Origin of the sequence: Parasphingopyxis algicola, assembly GCF_013378075.1 — a bacterium.
Lineage (GTDB): Bacteria > Pseudomonadota > Alphaproteobacteria > Sphingomonadales > Sphingomonadaceae > Parasphingopyxis > Parasphingopyxis algicola.
Genome location: NZ_CP051131.1, coordinates 3,307,507 through 3,327,294 on the forward strand (window position 1 = coordinate 3,307,507; position 19,788 = coordinate 3,327,294).

Annotated in this window: 16 protein-coding genes; 13 read left to right on the forward strand and 3 right to left on the reverse strand. The window is 58.6% G+C overall.

Features of this window, described 5'->3' with window-relative positions; all coding sequences use genetic code 11:
* Positions 1-26 precede the first annotated feature (26 nt).
* The 10 genes from HFP57_RS18110 (at position 27) to HFP57_RS16385 (ending at position 10,320) form a co-directional block, all read left to right on the forward strand.
* On the forward strand, positions 27-2,057 hold the full coding sequence (locus tag HFP57_RS18110) for an alpha-ketoacid dehydrogenase subunit alpha/beta (protein ID WP_246263206.1): 2,031 nt from the start codon (positions 27-29) through the stop codon (positions 2,055-2,057).
* Entirely contained in the window at positions 2,057-2,293 is a 237-nt protein-coding gene (locus tag HFP57_RS16345; protein WP_176870780.1) for a biotin/lipoyl-containing protein, read from the forward strand. Before HFP57_RS18110 ends, HFP57_RS16345 begins: the two co-directional genes overlap by 1 nt.
* 970 nt (positions 2,294-3,263) lie before the next feature.
* Positions 3,264-3,692 (forward strand): nuclear transport factor 2 family protein, encoded by a 429-nt coding sequence (locus HFP57_RS16350; protein WP_176870781.1) that lies wholly within the window; start codon positions 3,264-3,266, stop codon positions 3,690-3,692.
* A 120-nt stretch (positions 3,693-3,812) separates the two neighbouring features.
* Complete coding sequence (locus tag HFP57_RS16355) at positions 3,813-4,607, forward strand: CoA-transferase (RefSeq protein ID WP_176870782.1); 795 nt, start codon at positions 3,813-3,815, stop codon at positions 4,605-4,607.
* Positions 4,608-4,829: 222 nt separating this feature from the next.
* A complete protein-coding gene (locus HFP57_RS16360) occupies positions 4,830-5,606 on the forward strand; it encodes an enoyl-CoA hydratase/isomerase family protein (protein WP_176870783.1) in 777 nt (258 codons plus the stop codon).
* Positions 5,607-5,630: 24 nt separating this feature from the next.
* Positions 5,631-6,566 (forward strand): SDR family NAD(P)-dependent oxidoreductase, encoded by a 936-nt coding sequence (locus HFP57_RS16365; protein ID WP_218135043.1) that lies wholly within the window; start codon positions 5,631-5,633, stop codon positions 6,564-6,566.
* Between the two features lie 82 nt (positions 6,567-6,648).
* A complete protein-coding gene (locus HFP57_RS16370) occupies positions 6,649-7,821 on the forward strand; it encodes a thiolase C-terminal domain-containing protein (RefSeq protein ID WP_176870784.1) in 1,173 nt (390 codons plus the stop codon).
* 1 nt (position 7,822) lies between these two features.
* A complete protein-coding gene (locus tag HFP57_RS16375) occupies positions 7,823-8,245 on the forward strand; it encodes a Zn-ribbon domain-containing OB-fold protein (RefSeq protein ID WP_176870786.1) in 423 nt (140 codons plus the stop codon).
* 32 nt (positions 8,246-8,277) lie between these two features.
* Positions 8,278-9,165: a CoA transferase subunit A gene (locus tag HFP57_RS16380; protein ID WP_281363102.1), complete on the forward strand. Its 888-nt coding sequence runs from the start codon at positions 8,278-8,280 to the stop codon at positions 9,163-9,165.
* 162 nt (positions 9,166-9,327) lie between these two features.
* Entirely contained in the window at positions 9,328-10,320 is a 993-nt protein-coding gene (locus tag HFP57_RS16385) for an AraC family transcriptional regulator (RefSeq protein WP_176870789.1), read from the forward strand.
* A gap of 34 nt (positions 10,321-10,354) precedes the next feature.
* Here the strand turns inward: HFP57_RS16385 and HFP57_RS16390 are convergent, their stop codons facing one another.
* Positions 10,355-11,122, reverse strand: a complete 768-nt coding sequence (locus HFP57_RS16390) for an enoyl-CoA hydratase/isomerase family protein (protein WP_176870791.1) — start codon at positions 11,120-11,122, stop codon at positions 10,355-10,357.
* A gap of 333 nt (positions 11,123-11,455) precedes the next feature.
* On the opposite strand from HFP57_RS16390, the gene HFP57_RS16395 reads away from it, so the two are divergent.
* From HFP57_RS16395 to HFP57_RS16405, 3 genes are all read left to right on the forward strand, one after another.
* Positions 11,456-13,123, forward strand: a complete 1,668-nt coding sequence (locus HFP57_RS16395) for an AMP-dependent synthetase/ligase (protein WP_176870793.1) — start codon at positions 11,456-11,458, stop codon at positions 13,121-13,123.
* Between the two features lie 70 nt (positions 13,124-13,193).
* Positions 13,194-14,369: an acyl-CoA dehydrogenase family protein gene (locus HFP57_RS16400; RefSeq protein ID WP_176870794.1), complete on the forward strand. Its 1,176-nt coding sequence runs from the start codon at positions 13,194-13,196 to the stop codon at positions 14,367-14,369.
* Between the two features lie 287 nt (positions 14,370-14,656).
* Positions 14,657-16,903, forward strand: coding sequence for a TonB-dependent receptor (locus tag HFP57_RS16405; RefSeq protein WP_176870796.1), 2,247 nt, complete (start codon positions 14,657-14,659; stop codon positions 16,901-16,903).
* 495 nt (positions 16,904-17,398) lie between these two features.
* Here the strand turns inward: HFP57_RS16405 and HFP57_RS16410 are convergent, their stop codons facing one another.
* On the reverse strand, positions 17,399-18,406 hold the full coding sequence (locus HFP57_RS16410) for an NADP-dependent oxidoreductase (protein WP_176870799.1): 1,008 nt from the start codon (positions 18,404-18,406) through the stop codon (positions 17,399-17,401).
* Between the two features lie 31 nt (positions 18,407-18,437).
* Positions 18,438-19,631 carry a lipid-transfer protein gene (locus HFP57_RS16415; RefSeq protein WP_176870800.1) on the reverse strand — a complete coding sequence of 398 codons (1,194 nt, stop codon included), beginning with the start codon at positions 19,629-19,631 and terminating at the stop codon, positions 18,438-18,440.
* Positions 19,632-19,788 lie beyond the last annotated feature (157 nt).

The window sequence follows — 19,788 nt, forward strand, 5'->3', positions numbered from 1 at the left end:
CGAGACCAATTTCGCGAGGCTCCGTTGTGAATCACATAGCCAATGAACCCGAAATCTCTGCCGATACGGCAATCGACATTTTTCGAACGATGTACCGGATCCAAGCGACCGATCAGCGGATCCAGCAGGAACTGGCCGCTGGCAATCTGCAGTTCCAATATTATCCTTGCGGCGGTCAGGAAGCCATCCCGGCTGCCATCGCTCCATCGCTTCAGAATGACGATTTGGCGGTCATCACCTATCGCTGCATTCACGATATTGTCGCGAAAGGAACGCCGATCCGGGACATCCTCGCCGAGATGTTCGGCAAGGAGACCGGCACGTCAAAGGGAAAAGGCGGCCCCATGCATCTCTCCGATCCGCATTCGGGGCTGATGGTCACGACCGGGATCGTCGGAGCGGGTGCGCCGATCGCAAGCGGGATCGCGCTTGGCGAGCAGCTCAAGGGAACCGGGCGGATTGTGACATGCAGTTTTGGAGATGGGGCTGCCAATATCGGCGCCGTTCACGAGGCGCTCAACCTCGCCGCGCTTTGGCAACTGCCCGTGGTCTTCATATGTCAGAACAATCTCTATGCCGAATATACGAGTTTCGAACGCTCGACCCGGAGCGAGAGTATCGCCGATCGCGCACGCGGATATGGCATGCCGGGAGAGCGCGTCGACGGCACCGATCCGTTTCTCGTCTACCAAGCGGCCGATCGCGCCATCACACGGGCCCGAGAGGGCGGTGGGCCGACCTTGCTCGAATGCGTAGCGCACCGTTTGCAGGGACACAGCTTCGGATCGGATGAAGCGCATATGAATGCGGAAGCGCTGGAGGCAGCGCGCGCGCAGACGCCGTTGCAGCTGTACCGAACACAGTTGCTTGAACAGGAGATAGCAACCGACGATCTGCTGACCGAGATCGAGGCGGCGGCCGACGCTGAAGTGACGGACGCGCTGGATTTTGCGCATATCTCGAAATCGCCTGATGATGACGAATTGATGATCGATATTTTCGACGATCCCGACCATCTTCCCTTCGATCGCCCCGCAACCGACCGACAATATTCACTACCATCTGCAGCCGGACGCTCGATCACTTATGGAGCGGCGATCAACGAAGCCCTGGACCAGGCGCTGGCTCAAGACGAGAATGTCATCCTTCTCGGAGAAGATATCGAAGACCCTGCGGGCGGCATCGTGAAGGCGACCGCCGGCCTGTCGACCAAATATGGGAATGAAAGGGTCAGAGGCACGCCGATTTCCGAACAAGCCATTGTCGGCGCAGCGATCGGCGCGAGCCTTGTCGGGTTGCGTCCGGTTGCCGAGGTGATGATCGTCGATTTCGCTATGGTGTGCATGGATCAGATCGCTAATCACGCCGCCAAACTCCGCTACATGTCCGGCGGCAGAACGGGCGTGCCGATCACCCTGCGCATGCTGACGGCTGGTAATGTCGGCTCCTTTGGCGCTCAGCACAGCCAATCGCTCGAAGCATGGTTCGCCCATATACCGGGGCTCAAGATCGTAGCACCCAGCAACGCGGCCGATGCCAAGGGGTTGCTGCTATCCTGTATAGACGATCCGGACCCGTGCATCGTGTTGGAGTCGATGCGCTGTTACTTCACGCCTGGCGAGGTTCCGGTCGAACCCTATAAGATACCTTTGGGCCAGGCCGACATCGCCCGTCCCGGCAAGGATGTGACGATTATTTCATACGGATGGGCGGTGATCGAAGCGCTGGCTGCAGCCGAAATTCTGGCCGAAAACGGGATCGATGCGGAGGTCATCGATCTTCGGTCAATCGTACCGCTGGATATGGAAACCGTCTGCCGGTCCGTCGAGAAAACCGGACGGGCATTGATCACCCATGCAGCCGTTGAATTTTGCGGGTTCGGCGCAGAGTTGGCTGCCCGCATTCAGCAAGAGACATGGAAAAAACTCAAGGCGCCGGTCAAACGGGTTGGAGCTCGCTATTCGCCAGTCCCTTTCACGCAATCACTGGAAGCCGAGCATTTCCCGAACGCCAACAGTATCGCGCAAGCGGCACGGGCACTGAACGCGTTCGCCTGATGGCCAGCATGACGCTCAAAATGCCAAAACTGGCCGTGTCGATGCAGGAAGGCACGCTCGTCGAATGGCTGGTTGGCGCGGGAGAAGCCGTGTCCGTAGGTCAGGCGATCTATGCCGTCGAATCGGAAAAAACGACATTCGAGGTGGAAAGCCCGTTCGGCGGTACGATAACGCCAATCGCGGAGGTAGGCGAAACCTACCCGGTCGGCTCATCGATCGCAAAGATCGAGGTTTGAAGCGCGCAAGAGGCTTGAGCCGCCAAAGAGGGTATGGCTGCCGGCGAAACTTGATAGAGCCGATCCCATAACGCCATCGATGGAGAGCGTTCGCTTTCGATTAGAAGCGGCGTGTCTGCTAGTGGCCAATTCTTGCTATATGTTGAAGCTGAACGAACGGCCGCTCTCAGGCATTCGGTGTCGCACGACGAACGTCTTAGATTGGTCGGAAGCTACCGTTGATTGCGAGTGTCTGCCTTTGCGTCAGTCTGGCCGGAACCAGACAGTCCGGTTCCGGCCCGATTGTGTTGAAAAACTCGGATCGCCGCTCGGCCACGCCAATTTTCAGCAACATTGAATCAGCGGAAGCCGTCCGCTTGAATCTTTGCTGCGCATATTGCCGTTGGAACATACAAATATTACTCTTAGAAATTGCTCGCGGAGTTTTTTAACACAATCGGCCCAGAAGCAGACTCACGGTAATTGGTAGGAAGCGGTCTCATCGTAAAGAAAAAGTTCGATATGGTATTAAACGTGGTATCTGATTAGGTATCACAAGAAAAATAATTATAAATCAGTAGCTTACCTCATCGCTGCGAATCCCACCCTCTCCGCCAGAGTGTTGAATAAAATCAATAACTTAAAGACAATTCCTGCCGTTGATTGCCGGCTAAGCCGAGCGTGAGTCGCCCTAGCCGGATGTCTTCCAGCTCCAGCATTATGCCTGCTTACGGCTGATTGCGGAATGGCCGCTCCTAGCCTTTCGGTCCAGATAGTGGGACGCCCACAAACGACGCAAAAGCGGCTATCCGCAATCCTAACGCGATTATTGAAAAAATTGCCCAGAATTGTTTCCCGACAGGACAAGGCAATTCCTACATGACACGGATATGCAAAAGGCACGAAACGACTTCGGCAAGTTGCGCTAGCCATCGCGGCATGAACGCGACAACGCCGTTCTCTGCGCGCACAATTATCTCGGGATCATCGCGTGAACCTATCCGATCACATGGCCATTCAGAGCCACCTCGCGAAGTATTGCATCCTGGTCGATATGGGTGAGCCTGCTCAGATAGCCGAACTTTTCTGGGATGATGCGCGCCTCGAATTCGATGGGGAATTCAACGGCGCGGACGAGATCAGGCGATGTTTTGAAAACTGGGCCGAGGAGATGCGCGACCCGATCGAGGGGCTGCGCCATCTCTTGCACATTCCGTATGTTCAGATCGATGGTGATCGTGCGAGTTCGGTTTCGTACGCCGATGCCGATGGCCATGTGCGGCGCAGCGGAAAGCCTATTCAGAATCGCGCGATGTATGTCGATACGCTCGGAAAGCGCGACGGCGTGTGGAAGTTCGAAGAGCGCAAGATCGTCTGGATGCGGGGACTGAAGGAGCCGAGTTCCCCGTCCGGGGAATAGCTCCGGCTTGGCGGCGCCGTTCAGACGGACCGTTATGGCTGGACCTTTTGAAAACCATGCCGTGGATCGCCGTGGCGTGGCGCCGAAAACCGGCTTGGGGCGGCGCATAGAGGAGTATTAATGGAACACGATCCCACTGCTTATGCGACCAAGGAACTTCTCGCCGCGTTCATATCCGGGGAAATCGCGGATGATGATGCGGTTTCGTTCCCGGCGGGCATTCCGGAGATCCGGGCTGGCGTTTTTCTCGCCAATCTCACGCATGCGCCGAACCTCAAGATCCAAACGACCATGTCCGCCGTGAACGTCCAGCTTGCTGACAGGCTGGAAGATTTTGATTCCGCCATGGATTGGCGCTTCCATCGCTTCGCGGAAGGCTATTATCTGCATCACGAATGTTTCGACTTTGCCGGAAAGCATTCGACCGCCTTCTTCGTGGGTGGGCTCCAGATAGACAAGTTCGGCAACACGAACCTTATCGGAACGGGCAAGGGTCCCCAAAATCTTGCGTTTCGCGGGCCGGGTTCCCTGGGTTCGACGTCGATGGCGACGCAGGCCGGGCGCTATTACATTTACACGAACGCGCATTCCAAGCGGATCTTCGTGGAAAAGTGCGATTTCATCTCCGCTTTTGGCTGGGGTGAGGGCGGTGCCGATGCGCGGACCAAGCTGGGCCTGCCGGGCGGTGGTCCCAAATATGTGATTACGCCGTTGTGCGTGATGGACTTCGAGGAGCAAAGCAAAGCGTTGCGCCTGAAATACCTACATCCCGGAGTCTCCAAGGATCAGGTAGTAAGCGAAACCGGCTTCGAACTTGTGATTCCGGAAACGGTGGAAACGACGCCGATCCCTACCGGGAGCGAGCTGAAGTTATTGCGGGAACGTGTCGATGTGGCCGGCAGGCTGCGCGCATAGATCACCATCTGCAACCACAACCCGCGATCCGTGGCCCGGTCCGAAGTTGACCACTAATTTTGTCTGCGGGGACCAAGAGGACCGCGCAAAGGCTGCCAAGATGACCGGAAGTTTGCGGACAGCGGCGTTCCGAAGTCACTGACCGGAAGGCACGCGGCCGAAAGGCCCAAGCGCTCCGCAAGCGAACAACAAATCGCGACGCGCACGCGAAGGCAGAGGGCGATGGATTTCAGCAATATCATTCTGGAGAAGTCGGAGAGAATCGCGACCATAACCCTTGACAGGCCGAACGCTCTCAACAGCTTGAGTTCCGCGCTGCTCGCCGAGCTCGAAAAGGCGCTGATAGAGGTCGAGCAGGACGATGAGATTGACGTCCTCATCGTGACTGCCGCCGGCGACAAGGCGTTCTGTGCGGGGATGGATCTTCGCGACTTCGAAGCCGGCAACACCGATCTGAGTTTCACCAAGCGCGTGCTCGACAAGCTTGAGGATTTGAGCAAGCCGACCATTGCAGCGATTACCGACGGCTACTGCATCACCGGCGGTCTCGAATTCGCGCTGTCGTGCGACATCCTGGTTGCGTCCGACAAGGCGGTGTTCGGAGATACGCACAGCAGGATCAACGTGAGCGGCGGTGGGGCAACGGCGCGGATGCCGAGATTGATAGGCCTTATGCAGGCCAAATACCTCATCTTTACCAGCCAGTTTATTGACGCCGAGCAGGCCAAGGAAATGGGCCTTGTTATCGATGTCTTCCCTTCCGCGGAATTGCTGGAGGGCGCGCGGGGAATCGCGACGAAGATGCTCGAGCAGGATCAGAAGATTCTTCGAAAAATGAAGGAATTGCTGAATCGTGGCTGGAGGACGGATCTCTACGGTGCCTGGTGCCTAGAGGAGGCCGAGTGTCGTCGCGGCATGGAAGCGCAGATGGCCAGCGGTTTCAAGATGGATGATGCGGTCGGCCAAGCGAGATCGGACGCGGGAGCCGGCGATCAGTGACGCGCCTTGGTCAGCAGATAAGTCATGCCTGTCGAAGCGGGCAATATACGGAGGACAGGTAATTCGATGCAACGTCTGAGCGGAAAGGTCGCGATCGTCACCGGGGCCGGCAGGGGCATTGGCCGGGCTCACGCTCTGGCCTTGGCTGCCGAAGGCGCCAAGGTCGTCGTCAATGATTACGGCGGAGAGCTGGACGGGCAAGGGGGCTCGATGAGCCCGGCCGAAACCGTCGTGTCGGAAATTGCCTCCAGCGGAGGCGAAGCTGTCGCGAACTTCGATGACGTTGTGAGCCCTGACGGCGGGCAAAGCATTGTCGACACCGCGCTGGAGGCATTTGGCCGAATAGATGTGCTGGTCAACAATGCGGGCAATTATCGCCCGAAGATGATCTTCAACATGCCGTTCGACGATTGGGATGCGGTCGTCAAAGTACATCTCTATGGGCATTTCAACTGCATTCGCGCGGTTTCGGGAATCTTCCGGGAACAGAGGAGCGGACGCATTATCAACACCGCGTCCGAAGCGTGGTTGGGCGAAGCCGCCGTGTCCAATTATGGCGCCGCGAAAGCAGGGATCGTCGGCCTCACGCGCGTGGTTGCCCGTGATCTGGGCAAATATGGCGTCACCTGCAACTGCATCTGCCCAAGGGCCTCGACGCGCATGACCGAGGGCCTGGCCTTCGACCAGAGCGCCGAGAGGGAAGGTTTATCGGACGTCCTGAGCAAGCTGGAGCCTGAAGATGTCAGCCCGCTGGTCGCTTATCTTGCGACCGAGGGCGCCAAAGACATCAACGGCCAGGTGTTCCTCGCAAGCGGAGGCCTGATCGCACTGTTCTCCGAACCCCGGCCGATAAAGACGATCGCCAAGGACGGTCGCTGGACGGTCGACGAGATCAGCCGGCTCGTTCCGCAAACCCTCGCCGCTGAGCTCGAAAACCCCGCCCCGGCGAAGGAGGGGTAAATATGAAGTCACCCATTCGCCATCCAAACACATTGCTTGCCCCGCATATGCCTGCGGCCGTCCGCACCGAGGCCTTTTAGCCATGAGTGCGCTCCGAAACGCGTGCTCGATTGCCGGGATTGGTCAGACCGATTATCTGGTGGATTCCGGCAGAGACCCGCTTCTCCTCGCGCTGGAAGCAATCGGTAGTGCCGTCGACGATGCTGGGCTGCGGCCGTCGGACATCGATGGCATCGTGACGTCGTCAATCGACGCCTCCGGATCAGAGCAGTTCATCGCTTCCAATCTCGGCTTGTCGAATGTCAGCTACACATCAGAAGTCACCGGCCTTGGAGGCGCGGCCTGTGCTACCGTCGCCCATGCCGCGATGGCGGTGGCGAGCGGCATGGCAAACCATGTGGTCTGCTTCAGGGCGTTTACGCCGTTCGATTTCATGCAAGGGGCAAAGCACAATCAATCGACGCTCTGGGCAAAAGCCTCGGGCGTAGGCGAGTTCCTGCGGCCGTTCGGCTGGTCGGCGATGATCGACACGTTCGCGATGGGCTGCCGCCGGCACATGCACGAATATGGTACGACCAGCGCCCAACTCGGCGCGATCGCGGTGGCCGCGCGCAAACATGCCGCGATGAACCCCAGGGCGATCAGGCGGGATCCGATAACGATCGACGATCATCAGAATTCGGCCTTCGTTACGCAGCCGCTGAGAGAGCTGGACTGTCTCATCTCCGCCAATGACGGCGCCTGCGCGATGATCGTGACGACGACCGAGCGGGCAAAAGACCTCAAGCGTCCGCCGGCCAGGATCATGGCCGCGGCCCAGTCGCTTGGCTCGCATCCCGGTCTGTTGTGGGAGCTGTCGCCCTTCAAACCGACGATTACCGAGAGCGAGGCAGCCCATATCGCGCCCAGACTTTATCGGATGGCCGGTCTCGGCCCGCAGGATATCGACGTGGCGCAGTTATATGATTGCTACACCTATACCCAACTCTTGCTGCTTGAGGATTACGGCTTTTGCGAGAAGGGCGAAGGCGGATCGTTCGCGGAAGACGGGCGCATAGAGATCGGCGGAGAGCTGCCGGTAAACACGCATGGAGGCCATCTGGGCGAGGCCTATATTCACGGCTTCACGCACATTCTGGAGGGTGTGAAACAGCTGAGGGGAACCTCGACTGCCCAGGTTCAGGGTGCGGAAACAACTCTGGTCGCCAGCGCCGTTCCCGGTCCGACAAGCGCATTGATCCTGGGGAAGCAATGACATGACCGATTATGCCAGGCCGCTGCCCAAGATTACCAGCGAGACGATGCCATTCTGGGAAGGATGCAAGTCGCACGAGTTGAGGATCCAAAGATGTGCGTCCTGCGCGCGATTTCGTTTTCCTCCCCAGAAGATGTGCCGCCACTGCAATTCCCTCGAAGCGAATTGGGACTCGGTAAGCGGAGAGGGGACTGTCTACAGTTTCACGGTTCCTTCCCAACCCTCCCCGGGCGAGCTCGCCGCGCGCGGCTTCGACTATCCATTTGCGGTAGTTCTGGTCGAACTCGACGGTACGGGCGGCGTTAGAATTGCAAGCAACATCGTCGAGTGTTCGATCGAAGATATTGAGATCGGGATGCCGGTCGAAGTGACCTTCGAGCGAGTTACCGATGAGGTCGTGCTGCCAAAATTCAGGCCGGCCTGAGGCTTGCACGGATATTTTGAAAGGGATGGCAGTTGCGGAAGAGCAGAATTCTTGCCGAGGACGATGCGCTCGATCTGATCGAAGACGGCATGACCGTCTCGATTGGCGGACATCTGAATTCGGCGCACCCAATGGCCCTCATCAGGGGGATCATTCGAAGACAGGTCAAAGACCTCACGATCGTCACTTCGGCGCAGGGAGGGCCGGACATCGGATTCCTGATCGCTGCCGGATGCGTGCGTAAACTGATCACCTCCGGCGTTCACGCCGAAAGTCTGGCGGCCATAGATCCGTGCTACCGATTTGCCGCGCAAAGCGGTGAAGTCGAAATCTGGGAAGCTGACGAAGGTATTTGCTATGCGGGATTGAGAGCCGCAGCCCAGGGCCTGCCATTCACGACCTGGCATGGCGGAGTCGGAACGTCCATTCCCGAACTCAACCCGGATTTGAAGGTAATCGAGGATCCGTTCACGGGAAAACCGATACTCGCGGTTCCGGCGATCAAACCCGATGTCGCGATCCTGCATGCAGCGTGCGCAGACGCCTATGGCAATGTACGGCACGTGCACGGATGGGGTGACCGGGCCCATTATCGCGCGGCCGACAAGACGATCGTGCAGGTCGAAAAAATTATATCCAACGAGGATATCCGGCGCGATCCGTCGCGCACCTCGATCATCGGCGCGGACGTTATCGTCCGAGCACCCTATGGCGCCCATCCTTTCGCCAGTCCCGAATTTTATCTGGAGGATCGCGAATTCATCGCGGAATACGTCGCACTCGCCAACAGCTCATACAAGAATGGCGAGATGGCAGAGTTGAACGCGTTTGTCCGTGACAGGTTCGTCTCGCCCAGGGATCATGTGGAATACCTGGAACGTATCGGCGTGAGGCGTCTGTTATCGCTGCAAGAATATTGAAACGATGCGTGTAACCTTACCCCTGTCTGTCGGTTGCCCGAGCGATCAAGCATATCAGATGCGCGTCGCTCGGCTTGCTGGATTGGCGAAAATCCTCAATTTTCCGGCGCCAGTGCTACTCTGCCGTCATCAATATCGTATGAGTACGCTTTGAGGTAAGGGATGAAATACACCACCTATTCCGGCTTTCAGGCCATTGTGCGCGCCATGGAGCATTACGGTATCGAGCGAGATGCGATTACCACCAAACATGGAATCCACATTCCGGAAATTGCCGATAGCGGTCAGCACATTTCTCCTAAATTGACGGAGCAGCTCCTGCGCCTTGCGGTGAACGAGATCGACGATCCCGCTTTCCCCCTTAAAGTGGCCGAATATATTTCCCCCTCCACCTTCGGCGAGTTTTCCATCGGGCTGCTGACCAGTTCGAGCTTGCGAAACTTCCTTTTGCGGTTCGCGAAATATTATCCCTACATTGCGACGACCCAGAAACTTCGCCTTGTCCAAAGCCCTGATGAGGTCATCCTGATCAGCCACTTTGCGGAAAAGTCGATCAGCGAGGATTTGCGATCGGTGTGGACGGAAGTCACCCTGGCCTTTGTGTTCCGGTTTATGAGGCTGATGGGTCGGCCGGATTACAGTGCGCTCAAGATCGAGTTGACCAGCAAATTCCGGGGACAGAACAGCGAAAGATATCGCGAATTCTTCGGTGTAGTCCCTGAATTCGGATCGACCAGGAACGCGATGCATCTTCCCCTGGCTGGAATTGACGATCATTTGGCAAACGGCGGTTCGGAAATCGCAGTGGAATATGAAATACGGATTGCCGCGAAAATCTCCGAAATCGAACAGAGCAGCCTGCCACTTCGCGTGCATGCGTTCCTGGTAAAGGAATTACCGCAGCAAATCCTGTCCAAGGAGATTGTCGCATCGCATTTTGCCATGAGCCCGAAGACCTTTCAAAACCGGCTGGGCGAGGCGGGGACGAGCTATCAACAATTGCTTGATCAGGCCCGTCGCGAGCTGGCTGAGTTATATCTGCCATTTCCCGATATCACCCTCGCCGAGGTCGCCGACCTTGTCGGTTATAGCGATGCCAGCAATTTTTGCCGCGCCTACAAGCGATGGACCGGGCATGTGCCGCGGGCCGGTTGAGTTGCCGCTGCTCCAAGGACGACGCCTCGAAGCTTCACCCTTTCCCGAAGGAATCGATCAAGGTCCGCGACTCGTCCGTCAGAACCAGTTCGGCCTGTACTTTCGCTTCATATTCCAGCGTTGCATCGAGGGTCGAATTTGCCGCGAAGCCGAACTGCCGTTTCATCGCGGCAAGCGCCGGCGATGTGGAGCGGGCCAGCATTTCCGACCCGATTTTCCGGGCACCCTCAAGCAAAGCTCCATCCGGAAAGATTTCCAGCGCTAGGCCCCAATCCTTCGCCATGGCCGCGTCAAGGGCCGTGCCCAGCATCGCCAGATGTCTCGCGCGGTGCAACCCGATTGAGCGCATCAAGGTCCACGATGCCCCAAGGTCCATGGCAACGCCGATCTTCCCGAAGCTCAGAATGAACTCTGCCGATGCCGAACAGACGATAAGGTCGCAGACAAGGGCAAGGCTGCAGCCGGCGCCTGCGGCCGGGCCATTCACAGCGGCAATTACCGGCAAGGGAGAGGACGCAATCCTGCTTGCCAGCGGGTTGAGCTGCTCGTTGATCCACTCCTCGAACGCGCCGTCTCGCATATCGACGATCTCGGACGTGAGGTTCGCGCCAGAACAGAATCCTCTGCCGGCACCGGTTACGATGATCGCATCGGCGTCTGATCCTCGTTCACAGTCCGTCAGCGCCGTTAGGAAGGCCTCCATCATCGCAGGATTGAGAGAATTGAGCGTCGCCGGGTCGTTCAAGGTGATCGTGGCGATGCCGTCCCTGATCGTCATCTCGATAAAGTCGTGGGCTGACATTGCAGTCTCCATGCTCCGAAGAATGTTCGCGGCACTGTTGTAGAACAGTCTTTGCGTCATTTCGGGCAGCAAAATCGGTCAGGCTGGCGAGGCCATTTACCGAAATCTCAACGTCTCGCGGCCGCTGCCTGTTGTGACCAACATTATTGTCTGGTCGGACAACTCAGCTCTCGCGGAATGATCTATTCTTTCCGAAGCTTAGACAAGCTGCGCGGCAGGTGAACGCCGGCGAAAGGCCGTCGTGTCCTGCCCATGCCATTGGCCTTCACCGCAGCGGCTGTGTCGTAGATTGGCCTGACAATCTCGGCGAACCGGCGGTCGAAAGAGTTGGAGATGCTTATGCTGCTGCAGAATGAGGATTTACTGGGCAGCTTCAGGCGGCACCGCGCAGAACGGGGCGATGATCTTTACCTGATCGACCATCGCACACGGTCCTACACCTGGAGCGAAAGCGTCGACGCGATCGAAGCGATCGCCAAATCCTTGGCCAAGCTTATCGACGGCGCGGGCGAGCGCATAGCGATCCTGTCCGACAATTGTGCCGAGTGGATCCTGGCTGATTGGGGTATCATGCTCAGCGGTCACGTTTCATCCCCGCTCTTCACGACGATGATGGCCGAAAAGCTTGCATATGTCGTCGTCCAACTGGACGTGAAACTGCTTTTCCTCGGAAACGCCGCGAACTGGGAAGCTGTCGAGGCAATCCTGCCCGATGGCATCACGGTCGTCTCCTTGCCGCATATCGAAACCGCGCCGGGCACGATGCCGTTCGCGGACTTCGTCGCACTGGGAGAGGCGCAGGCATTACCGCAATCCGGAGATCCGGACGCGCTTTGCAGCCTGATACTGACCTCGGGCACTACAGGCTATCCGAAAGCGGTGATGCACTCGCAGCGGTCGCTGCTCAACGTCGCGCAGTCCTTCATGCAGCTCACCGGCCAGGAGGACTTGGATGAGAACCGCCTGTTTTGCCATTTGCCGTTGGCGCATATCGGCGAGAAAACCGTGAGCGTCGTCCAGTCGGTGCTTACCGGGGCCAGCATTACGTTCAGCCGCGGGCCAGATTATTTCATCGAAGATCTCAGGCGCGCCCGACCTACTCTGATGCTGGCCGTGCCGAGAATTTGGGAACGCCTTCTGGCCGCCGCTCTCGAACATTTTCGGATCTCAGGCGACAATTCCGAAAGTACGGCTGACGTACAGCAATCCGGGGATTCTGGAGCTGCGGTAAGGGAGCATCTCGGGCTGCAAGACGTGACCTGTTTCATCAGTGGCGGGGCGATCTGCCCGCCTTATGTGAAACGCGAATTTCGCCAGTTCGGGATCGATATCTCGGACTTCTACGGACAAACCGAAATCCTCCCTCTGACATATCAGGACGGCGGAGCGGCTGTGCCGGACAGTGTCGGGACTGCAGCGCCCGGGTTCGACGTGGCGATCGGTTCCGACGGCGAAATTCTCGGCCGCGGTCCGGGCATAGCGCTGGGATATTTCCAGGATGAGGCCAAGACGGCGCAGACGTTCAAGGATGGATGGGTGCACACCGGCGACAAAGGCCGGATCGATGACAACGGCTATCTGTTCATCACCGGACGGGTCAGTGAAGAGTTCAAGACTGCAAAAGGCAAGTTCGTCGCGCCCGGGCCGATCGAGAAACGATATTCGGAAATCGAACTGGTCGAACAATGTGCGCTGGTCGGCCTTGGCCTGACCCAGCCGGTCATTCTTTGCACTCTCAGTGAGACCGCCCAGGAGCTCGCCGAGGATGCAGTCGAACGGCAGCTGCTAGCCGATACCGCATCACTAAATCGCGATCTGGAGCCGCATGAGCGGATCGGGGCCATCCTTGTTTGCCGGGCCCCTTGGACGATCGAGGACGGCCTTCTCACACACACGCAGAAGATCATTCGCGCAAAGCTGGCGGAAAGCGTCGCCGGCGAGATCTCGCAATTGGCGACGGAGTTGTCCGCCGGATCCAGGGGATTTGTCCGGTGGAACTAGCCGCATCCTCGCGATCCACATCGCGCGACATCCAAAACATATTGTACTTATTTCAGAGGCTTGAAACGTAATGTCGGACATTTGCAGATATGGCTTCGGCCCGGAATACCAGCAATTGTTCGACATGGTTGAACGCTATTCGCGGGAAAATTTGCACGAGCTCTCGGCCAGAATGGATGACGAGGACTGGTTTCCCAGAGACGAGTATCGCAAGCTCGGCGCGCTCGGGGTTTTGGGGATTACACTGCCGGCCGAATATGGCGGCGCCGACATGGACGAAGCGGCGCAGGCCATGGTCGCTCACGCAATCGCCAAGTGGAATCCGTCGATTTCGCTCAGCTACCTGGCGAGCGACAATCTCTGCGCAAACAATTTGAACCGGCATGGCAGCGCTGCCCAGCGCGAGAAATATCTGCCGGGAATATGCGACGGCTCGCTCCTCGGTGCCTTGGGGCTGACCGAACCGGGCGCCGGGTCCGATGCGCTTGGCAGCATGGCGACACGCGCGCGCCGGGACGGCGACAATTACATTCTGAACGGCAGGAAGCTCTATATCACCAACGGACCCGAAGCCGATTTGGTACTCGTCTACGCCAAGACATCTCCCGAGCATGGCGCGCACGGCATCTCCGCTTTTGTGGTGGAGCGCGGCTTTTCCGGGTTTGGCATCGAAAAAGAACTCGACAAGATGGGCTATCGCGGAAGTCCGACCGGTGAATTGGTCTTTGAAGACTGTATCGTTCCCGCCGAGAATCTGATCGGCGAAGAGAATAAGGGTGTCAGGGTCGTCATGAGCGGGCTTGATCTCGAGCGGGCCCTGCTTGCCGCCCATTGCGTCGGGATATGCGAAAGAGCGTTGGAGCTGTCGGTTGAGTTCGCAAAAGGCCGGGAGCAGTTCGGCACAGCTATCGGGAACCATCAGCTCGTCCAGCGCATGTTGGCGCACATGTATACCGAAACGGCGTCGATGCGCGGCTTCTGCTATCAGATCCTGAAGGAATGCGAAGGCCTGAGCGACGATGAAGTTGGCCATGGAGAGATTCACATGAGGACCGCAGCCAGCGTTTTGCTCGCCGGGCGCGCGATCAACCGGGTCCTTGACAATGGAATGCAGATCCATGGCGGAATGGGCTTTATGCGCGAGATGGAAATCAACCGGCTGTATCGGTGCGCCAAGATCCTGGAGATCGGCGCCGGAACCAGGGAAATTCGCGAACTGATTATCGGCGGAGAGCTCGTCAAGTAGCTAGACCTCAGTTCCCTTTTTCGCGGTGTTGAAGGGCTTCACTTCAAAGTCTGGCTTTCCAGGCCGAAGGCTTGAGATGGCCTTTCGCCCAGGCGATGGTGTCTTGGTCCAGCTACCGGCATGGACCCTGCATCGCCCGAAATGACCACATAAATTGCCGCCCAAGAATTTGGCCCTGCAGTAGCGTCGAAGCGTCGACGGCGAGTGGGCGCCTTCTGTGTTCCGTGCCGCAAGACGAACAAAAAACCAGCGCTAGCAAATAGCGTGAAGGGCGAGGAGAACGGGCCATGCAAAGGAAACTGAAAATCAGGCGGACAATGGGGCTCCTGCTGTCTTCATGTGCCATTGTCTGTACAAACGGGATTATAGTGCCCAAGGCCGCGGCGCAAACCGAAGCGTTTTCCGAACCGATCATCGTTACGGCGCGTAAGCGGGAAGAGAATCTTCAGGATGTCCCCCTGTCGGTGGCGGCGCTGGGATCCGACCAGATCGAGGCTCTGAAGATTCGTGATCTGGGGGACTTATCGGTCGGCATTCCGAACGTTTCCTTTGACGATGTGGGCACGCAGCGCGGAACAGCCAATTTCGCTATCCGTGGCTTGGGCATCAACAGCTCCATACCGTCTATCGATCCTACGGTGGGCACCTTCGTGGACGGCGTCTATCTTGGCACGAACGCCGGCCTCGTCTTCGATGTGTTCGACTTGGAGAGTATCGAGATCTTGCGCGGTCCGCAGGGCACTCTATTCGGCCGAAACGTTACTGGCGGCGCCGTGTTGCTCAGGACCCAACGACCCGGCGACGAATTCGAGGGCGCGGTGCGGGTCGCGATCGATGGCGGCGGCGATGGCGGGATCAACACCTATGTGATGGGCAATATCGGCGGGCCGATCACCGACTCACTGCGCGCGAGAGTCTCCGCCTATTACAACGACGATCAGGGCTGGTTCGAAAATCTGAATACGGGCGAGAATTTTGGTGAGCTGAGGCAATTCATGATCCGCCCGACGATCGTGTGGGAGCCGAGCTATAATACGGAACTCGTGCTACGATACGAATATACGGATATCGAAGGAGACGGTCCGGCGGGCCAGTCGCATATCAACGGGCTGGGTGTGCCCGGTACGCCGGTCAATCATCCGCGGGACAGTTTCGATTTCAGCATCAATACCGAAGGGTATCACCGCTCGACGACCCATTTCGCGACGGCGGAATTCAATGTCGATGTGGGCGACAATGGTACGATCACCAACATTGCCGGTTACCGGGATCTCAGCCAGGATTCGGTGTCCGATCTGGATGCGCAGCCGATTTCTCTTTTCGACGCGCGTTTCCAGATAGAGTCGGAGCAGTTCAGCAACGAGCTGCGCTATTCCGGAACGATCGGCGACAACCTCGATCTGACAGCCGGCCTCTACTATTTCGAGCTCGACCTGAGCTATGGCGAAGGCCGCCGCATTCTTGGTGCGCTCACGCCCGACGGCTCACCGGCTCTCACGCAAGATGGTGGCGGCGACTATGAGGTCACGACCTTCGCGGCCTTCATGGCGCTGGACTATGCCCTCAGCGAACACTGGTCCGTCCAGGCCGGCCTTCGCTATACGCATGAGGAGAAGTCGGTCGATATCGCTTCGCTGAGCTTGAATGTGAATTCGCCGTGCAGCGTAATCGACAACAGCTGTGCTTTCGACTTTTCGGACGAGGAAAGCTGGACAAGCCTCGATCCCAAGATCGGGGTTACCTACAATATCAATGACGATGCACTCGTCTATGCGCACTGGGCCAGGGGACACCGGTCAGGCGGTTACAATTTGAGGAACACGGCGGCCGACACCGTCAATTTCGGGCCTGGTCCGTTCGACGAGGAGACGGTCGACAATTTCGAACTGGGCTTCAAATCGGAGTGGGATTTTGGCCGCATCAATGCCGCACTGTTCTTCAATGACATCAGCGACATGCAACGGGAAGTCGTGCTGACCGATCCGACTTCGGGTGTCGTGCAGCTTGTCAGGAATACCGCTGATGCCGAGATTTTCGGCTTCGAAGCTGACGGCCTGTTCTTCCTCACGCCTTCGCTGGTTCTCGACGCCTCGATTGGCTGGCTCGATGCCGATTACACGGACATCTTCTTCGATCTGTCGGGCGATGGGGTCATCAACGCCGCCGACTTTGACTTGCGGATCCCGCGGGCGGCTGATTTGACCTGGTCTATCGGTCTCAACCACGATCTCGATATCGGGAGCTGGGGAACGCTTTCGTCGAGGATCAGCTATTCATATCGCGACGACGAGGCGTTCTCGGACGACAATCGCGGCTTCATCCTGGATCAGGAAATCCTGAACGCCGGGTTCGATCTGCGTTCGGCAGACGGAATGTGGACATTCTCGATCTACGGCCGGAACCTGCTCAATTCGGTCAAGCACGGAGGCGATGGCCAGTTGCCGACCAACCTCGGCCCGCTCCCGCTTGGCGGAACATTTGCGCCACTCAACAAAGGCCGCGTAATCGGGGCGCAGCTTACCATTGATTTCTAGTTTTTCGGTTGAATGAGCGTCTTCGGACCAACCGTCAGACGAAGGCATGTGCTGCGGGACCATTACAAAAGAGATAGGAAAGCAAAGACTTTCCACTACCTGTACGGTTCCGCCAGTAAAAACAAAGACCGCGATTCTGGATTCTAAGGCTGATACCATATTGCCCGTTCCCAGCCCTGTAGCCTCTTTGCGTCTAAGAAAAAGCTCGGCATGGTATCAAACATGGCATTCCTCAAAGAACTGCAGGTATAGATCTTATATTCCAGTGGCTTAATTGATAATTTCGAATCCCACCCTCTCCGCCGTTTTATTGACTTAAAATCAAAGATTTGAGAGGCGCGCCAAGCCAATAAGGCATGCCGTCGCTCTTTCGCGCCGTGGGATGCCTTTTTGAACGGCGCCGTCAGGATGTCTGGACGAAAAAGTGCCGAATTCAGCGGTTTTGGATGGTCGGCTCTGATGATCCTATCGAAAAGGGGGACAAGACGTCCATGCCTATATGCGAACGAGCAGTTTTCCCGTGTTGCCGCCGGTATAGAGGAGGTTGAGCGCATCCGGTGCCGCGTCCAGCCCCTCGACGACATGGAGTGGCATGGTCAGCTTGCCGTCTGCGATCAGGCCGACCAGGATACTCATGACATCAGGCAGCCGGTCGGCATGGTCGAGGATGACGAACCCCCGGATCGTCAGCCGCCGCATGATGACGTTGCGGAACATGAAGGGGCCCGGCACGGGATCCTTCGCATTGTAGGAGGAGATCAGGCCGCAAATCACGACGCGGCCGAAATCCTTCATATGGGCGAGCGAGGCGTCCAGTATCTCGCCGCCGACATTTTCAAAGCAGAGATCGATGCCGTCCGGGCACAGCGCGCCGATCCGCCGCTCCACATCCTCCGTCTTGTAGTTGATCGCCGCATCGAAACCGAGTTCGTCCGTGAGCATCCGGCATTTGTCGCCGCTGCCGGCGATGCCGATCACGCGGCATCCCAAAAGCTTCGCAATCTGGCCGACCATCACGCCGACCGCGCCGGCCGCGCCGCTGACGACGATCGTGTCGCCTCCCTTGAGCTCGCCGATATCGTGCAGGCCGACATAGGCGGTGGGGCCGGCGACGCTGAGCACCGCAAAGGCTTCGGCCAGATCGACCCCGTCGAGTGGCGGGAAAACCGAAAATCCCGCGCCGTCGCTGACGATATGGTTGGCCCAGCTGTGCAGGCCGGCGGCATGGGCGCCGACCGGAAAGTCCGGATGCCGGCTTTCGACGATCTCGCCGAAGACGAAGCCGCGCATCGGCTCGCCGATAAGGACGGGCTCCATGTAGATGTCCCAGTCGCTGAGCCAGACGCGGTTGGTGGCGTCGAGCGAGAGATAGAGGGTCCGGAACAGGAATTCGCCGTCCTCCAGCGCGCGGACCGGTGTTTCGCGGAGGACGAAGGTGTTCGCGTCCACCATCTCCTTCGGCCGTTCGTTGAAATGCCAGCACCGTGCGACGATCTCGCCCATTCCCGCTCTCCTGTCTTGCCGCGGCCGGGCCTTATGCCCGTCCCGCCCGGTTCTCGTACAGTGTCACCACGCAGGCGCCGCCCAGCCCGATATTGTGTTGCAGCGCCAGCCGTGCGCCGTCCACCTGCCGTTCGCCCGCGGCGCCGCGCAGCTGGGTGACGAGCTCAAAGCATTGGGCCAGGCCCGTCGCCCCGAGCGGATGACCCTTCGACAGCAATCCGCCCGACGGGTTGGTTACGACCGTCCCGCCATAGCTGTTGTCGCCGTCGCGGATGAAGCGTTCGGCGGTGCCTTTCTCGGTCAGGCCCAGCGATTCGTAGCTCAGCAGTTCGTTGGCGGTGAAGCAGTCGTGGAGTTCGACAAGATCGATATCCGTCGGCCCGATCCCCGCTTCGGCATAAACGTTCCGGGCCGCGGCGCGGGACATGCCGGCGCCCACGGTGATCGCCAGATCGTCGCCGTCGAAGGAATCGGGCCGGTCGGTCGTCATCGCCTGCCCGGCTATTGCGACATCGTCAGCTATTCCGTGCTTTTTTGCGAATTCCTTGCTGCATAGGACAGCTGCGGCAGCGCCGCAGGTCGGCGGGCAGCATTGCAGCCGGGTCAGCGGGCCGTACATCGGCGGCGAGGCGAGGATATCCTCAACGCTGAGCGGATCGCGGAACACGGCGAACGGATTCTTCGCGGCGTGGCGCCGCGCCTTTTCGGCGATCAGCGCGAAGGTCCGGTCCTCAGCGCCGTAGCGCCGCTGGTAATCGAGGCCGGCGCCGCCGAAGAGACGCAATGCCATCGGGCTGTCGGACGGTCCGAGGCGTTTTTCGACGGTGTCGAGAAAGGGGTCGAGCGGATCGGGCCGGTCGTCATAGACGCTTGCGAGCGCCCCCTGGCCCATCTGCTCGAAACCGAGGGCCAGCACGCATTCGGCCGTGCCGCCGGCCACCGCCTGGCGGGCGAGGAAGAGCGCGGTCGATCCCGTCGCGCAATTGTTGTTCACGTTGACGATCGGGATGCCGGTCAGGCCGCTCGCATAGAGCGCGGCCTGGCCAGACGTGCTGTCGCCATAGACATAGCCGGCATAGGCCTGCTCGATCCGGTCATAGTCCAGTCCGCCGTCGGCGAGCGCGTCGCCGACGGCGTCGCGCGCGAGACTCCGATAGTCGCGCGACCGGCGCGGCGTCGCGAAAGGCGTCATGGCGACGCCGGCGACGATGGCGGTGCGGGGCATCGATCGATCTCCAAAACCGGGTGAAAACGGGAAGCCGGACCGCTTTCGACGGGGTTCCCGGCGATCGCACCGCCCAAAAGGGTAGGGCGGCATGCCCCTTTCCCGTTAGAACGGGTAGGGTAACGGAAAGAATCGGCCGAAAAGGCCGTCGGAGAAG

Excerpts from the sequence above, each read along its gene's own strand:
- HFP57_RS16345 (WP_176870780.1), top strand. The coding sequence starts at position 2,057 with ATGGCCAGCATGACGCTCAAAATGCCAAAACTGGCCGTGTCGATGCAG.
- HFP57_RS16355 (WP_176870782.1), top strand. The coding sequence starts at position 3,813 with ATGGAACACGATCCCACTGCTTATGCGACCAAGGAACTTCTCGCCGCG.
- HFP57_RS16360 (WP_176870783.1), top strand. The coding sequence starts at position 4,830 with ATGGATTTCAGCAATATCATTCTGGAGAAGTCGGAGAGAATCGCGACC.
- HFP57_RS16365 (WP_218135043.1), top strand. The coding sequence starts at position 5,631 with ATGCCTGTCGAAGCGGGCAATATACGGAGGACAGGTAATTCGATGCAA.
- HFP57_RS16370 (WP_176870784.1), top strand. The coding sequence starts at position 6,649 with ATGAGTGCGCTCCGAAACGCGTGCTCGATTGCCGGGATTGGTCAGACC.
- HFP57_RS16375 (WP_176870786.1), top strand. The coding sequence starts at position 7,823 with ATGACCGATTATGCCAGGCCGCTGCCCAAGATTACCAGCGAGACGATG.
- HFP57_RS16385 (WP_176870789.1), top strand. The coding sequence starts at position 9,328 with ATGAAATACACCACCTATTCCGGCTTTCAGGCCATTGTGCGCGCCATG.
- HFP57_RS16390 (WP_176870791.1), bottom strand. The coding sequence starts at position 11,122 with ATGTCAGCCCACGACTTTATCGAGATGACGATCAGGGACGGCATCGCC.
- HFP57_RS16395 (WP_176870793.1), top strand. The coding sequence starts at position 11,456 with ATGCTTATGCTGCTGCAGAATGAGGATTTACTGGGCAGCTTCAGGCGG.
- HFP57_RS16400 (WP_176870794.1), top strand. The coding sequence starts at position 13,194 with ATGTCGGACATTTGCAGATATGGCTTCGGCCCGGAATACCAGCAATTG.
- HFP57_RS16405 (WP_176870796.1), top strand. The coding sequence starts at position 14,657 with ATGCAAAGGAAACTGAAAATCAGGCGGACAATGGGGCTCCTGCTGTCT.
- HFP57_RS16410 (WP_176870799.1), bottom strand. The coding sequence starts at position 18,406 with ATGGGCGAGATCGTCGCACGGTGCTGGCATTTCAACGAACGGCCGAAG.
- HFP57_RS16415 (WP_176870800.1), bottom strand. The coding sequence starts at position 19,631 with ATGCCCCGCACCGCCATCGTCGCCGGCGTCGCCATGACGCCTTTCGCG.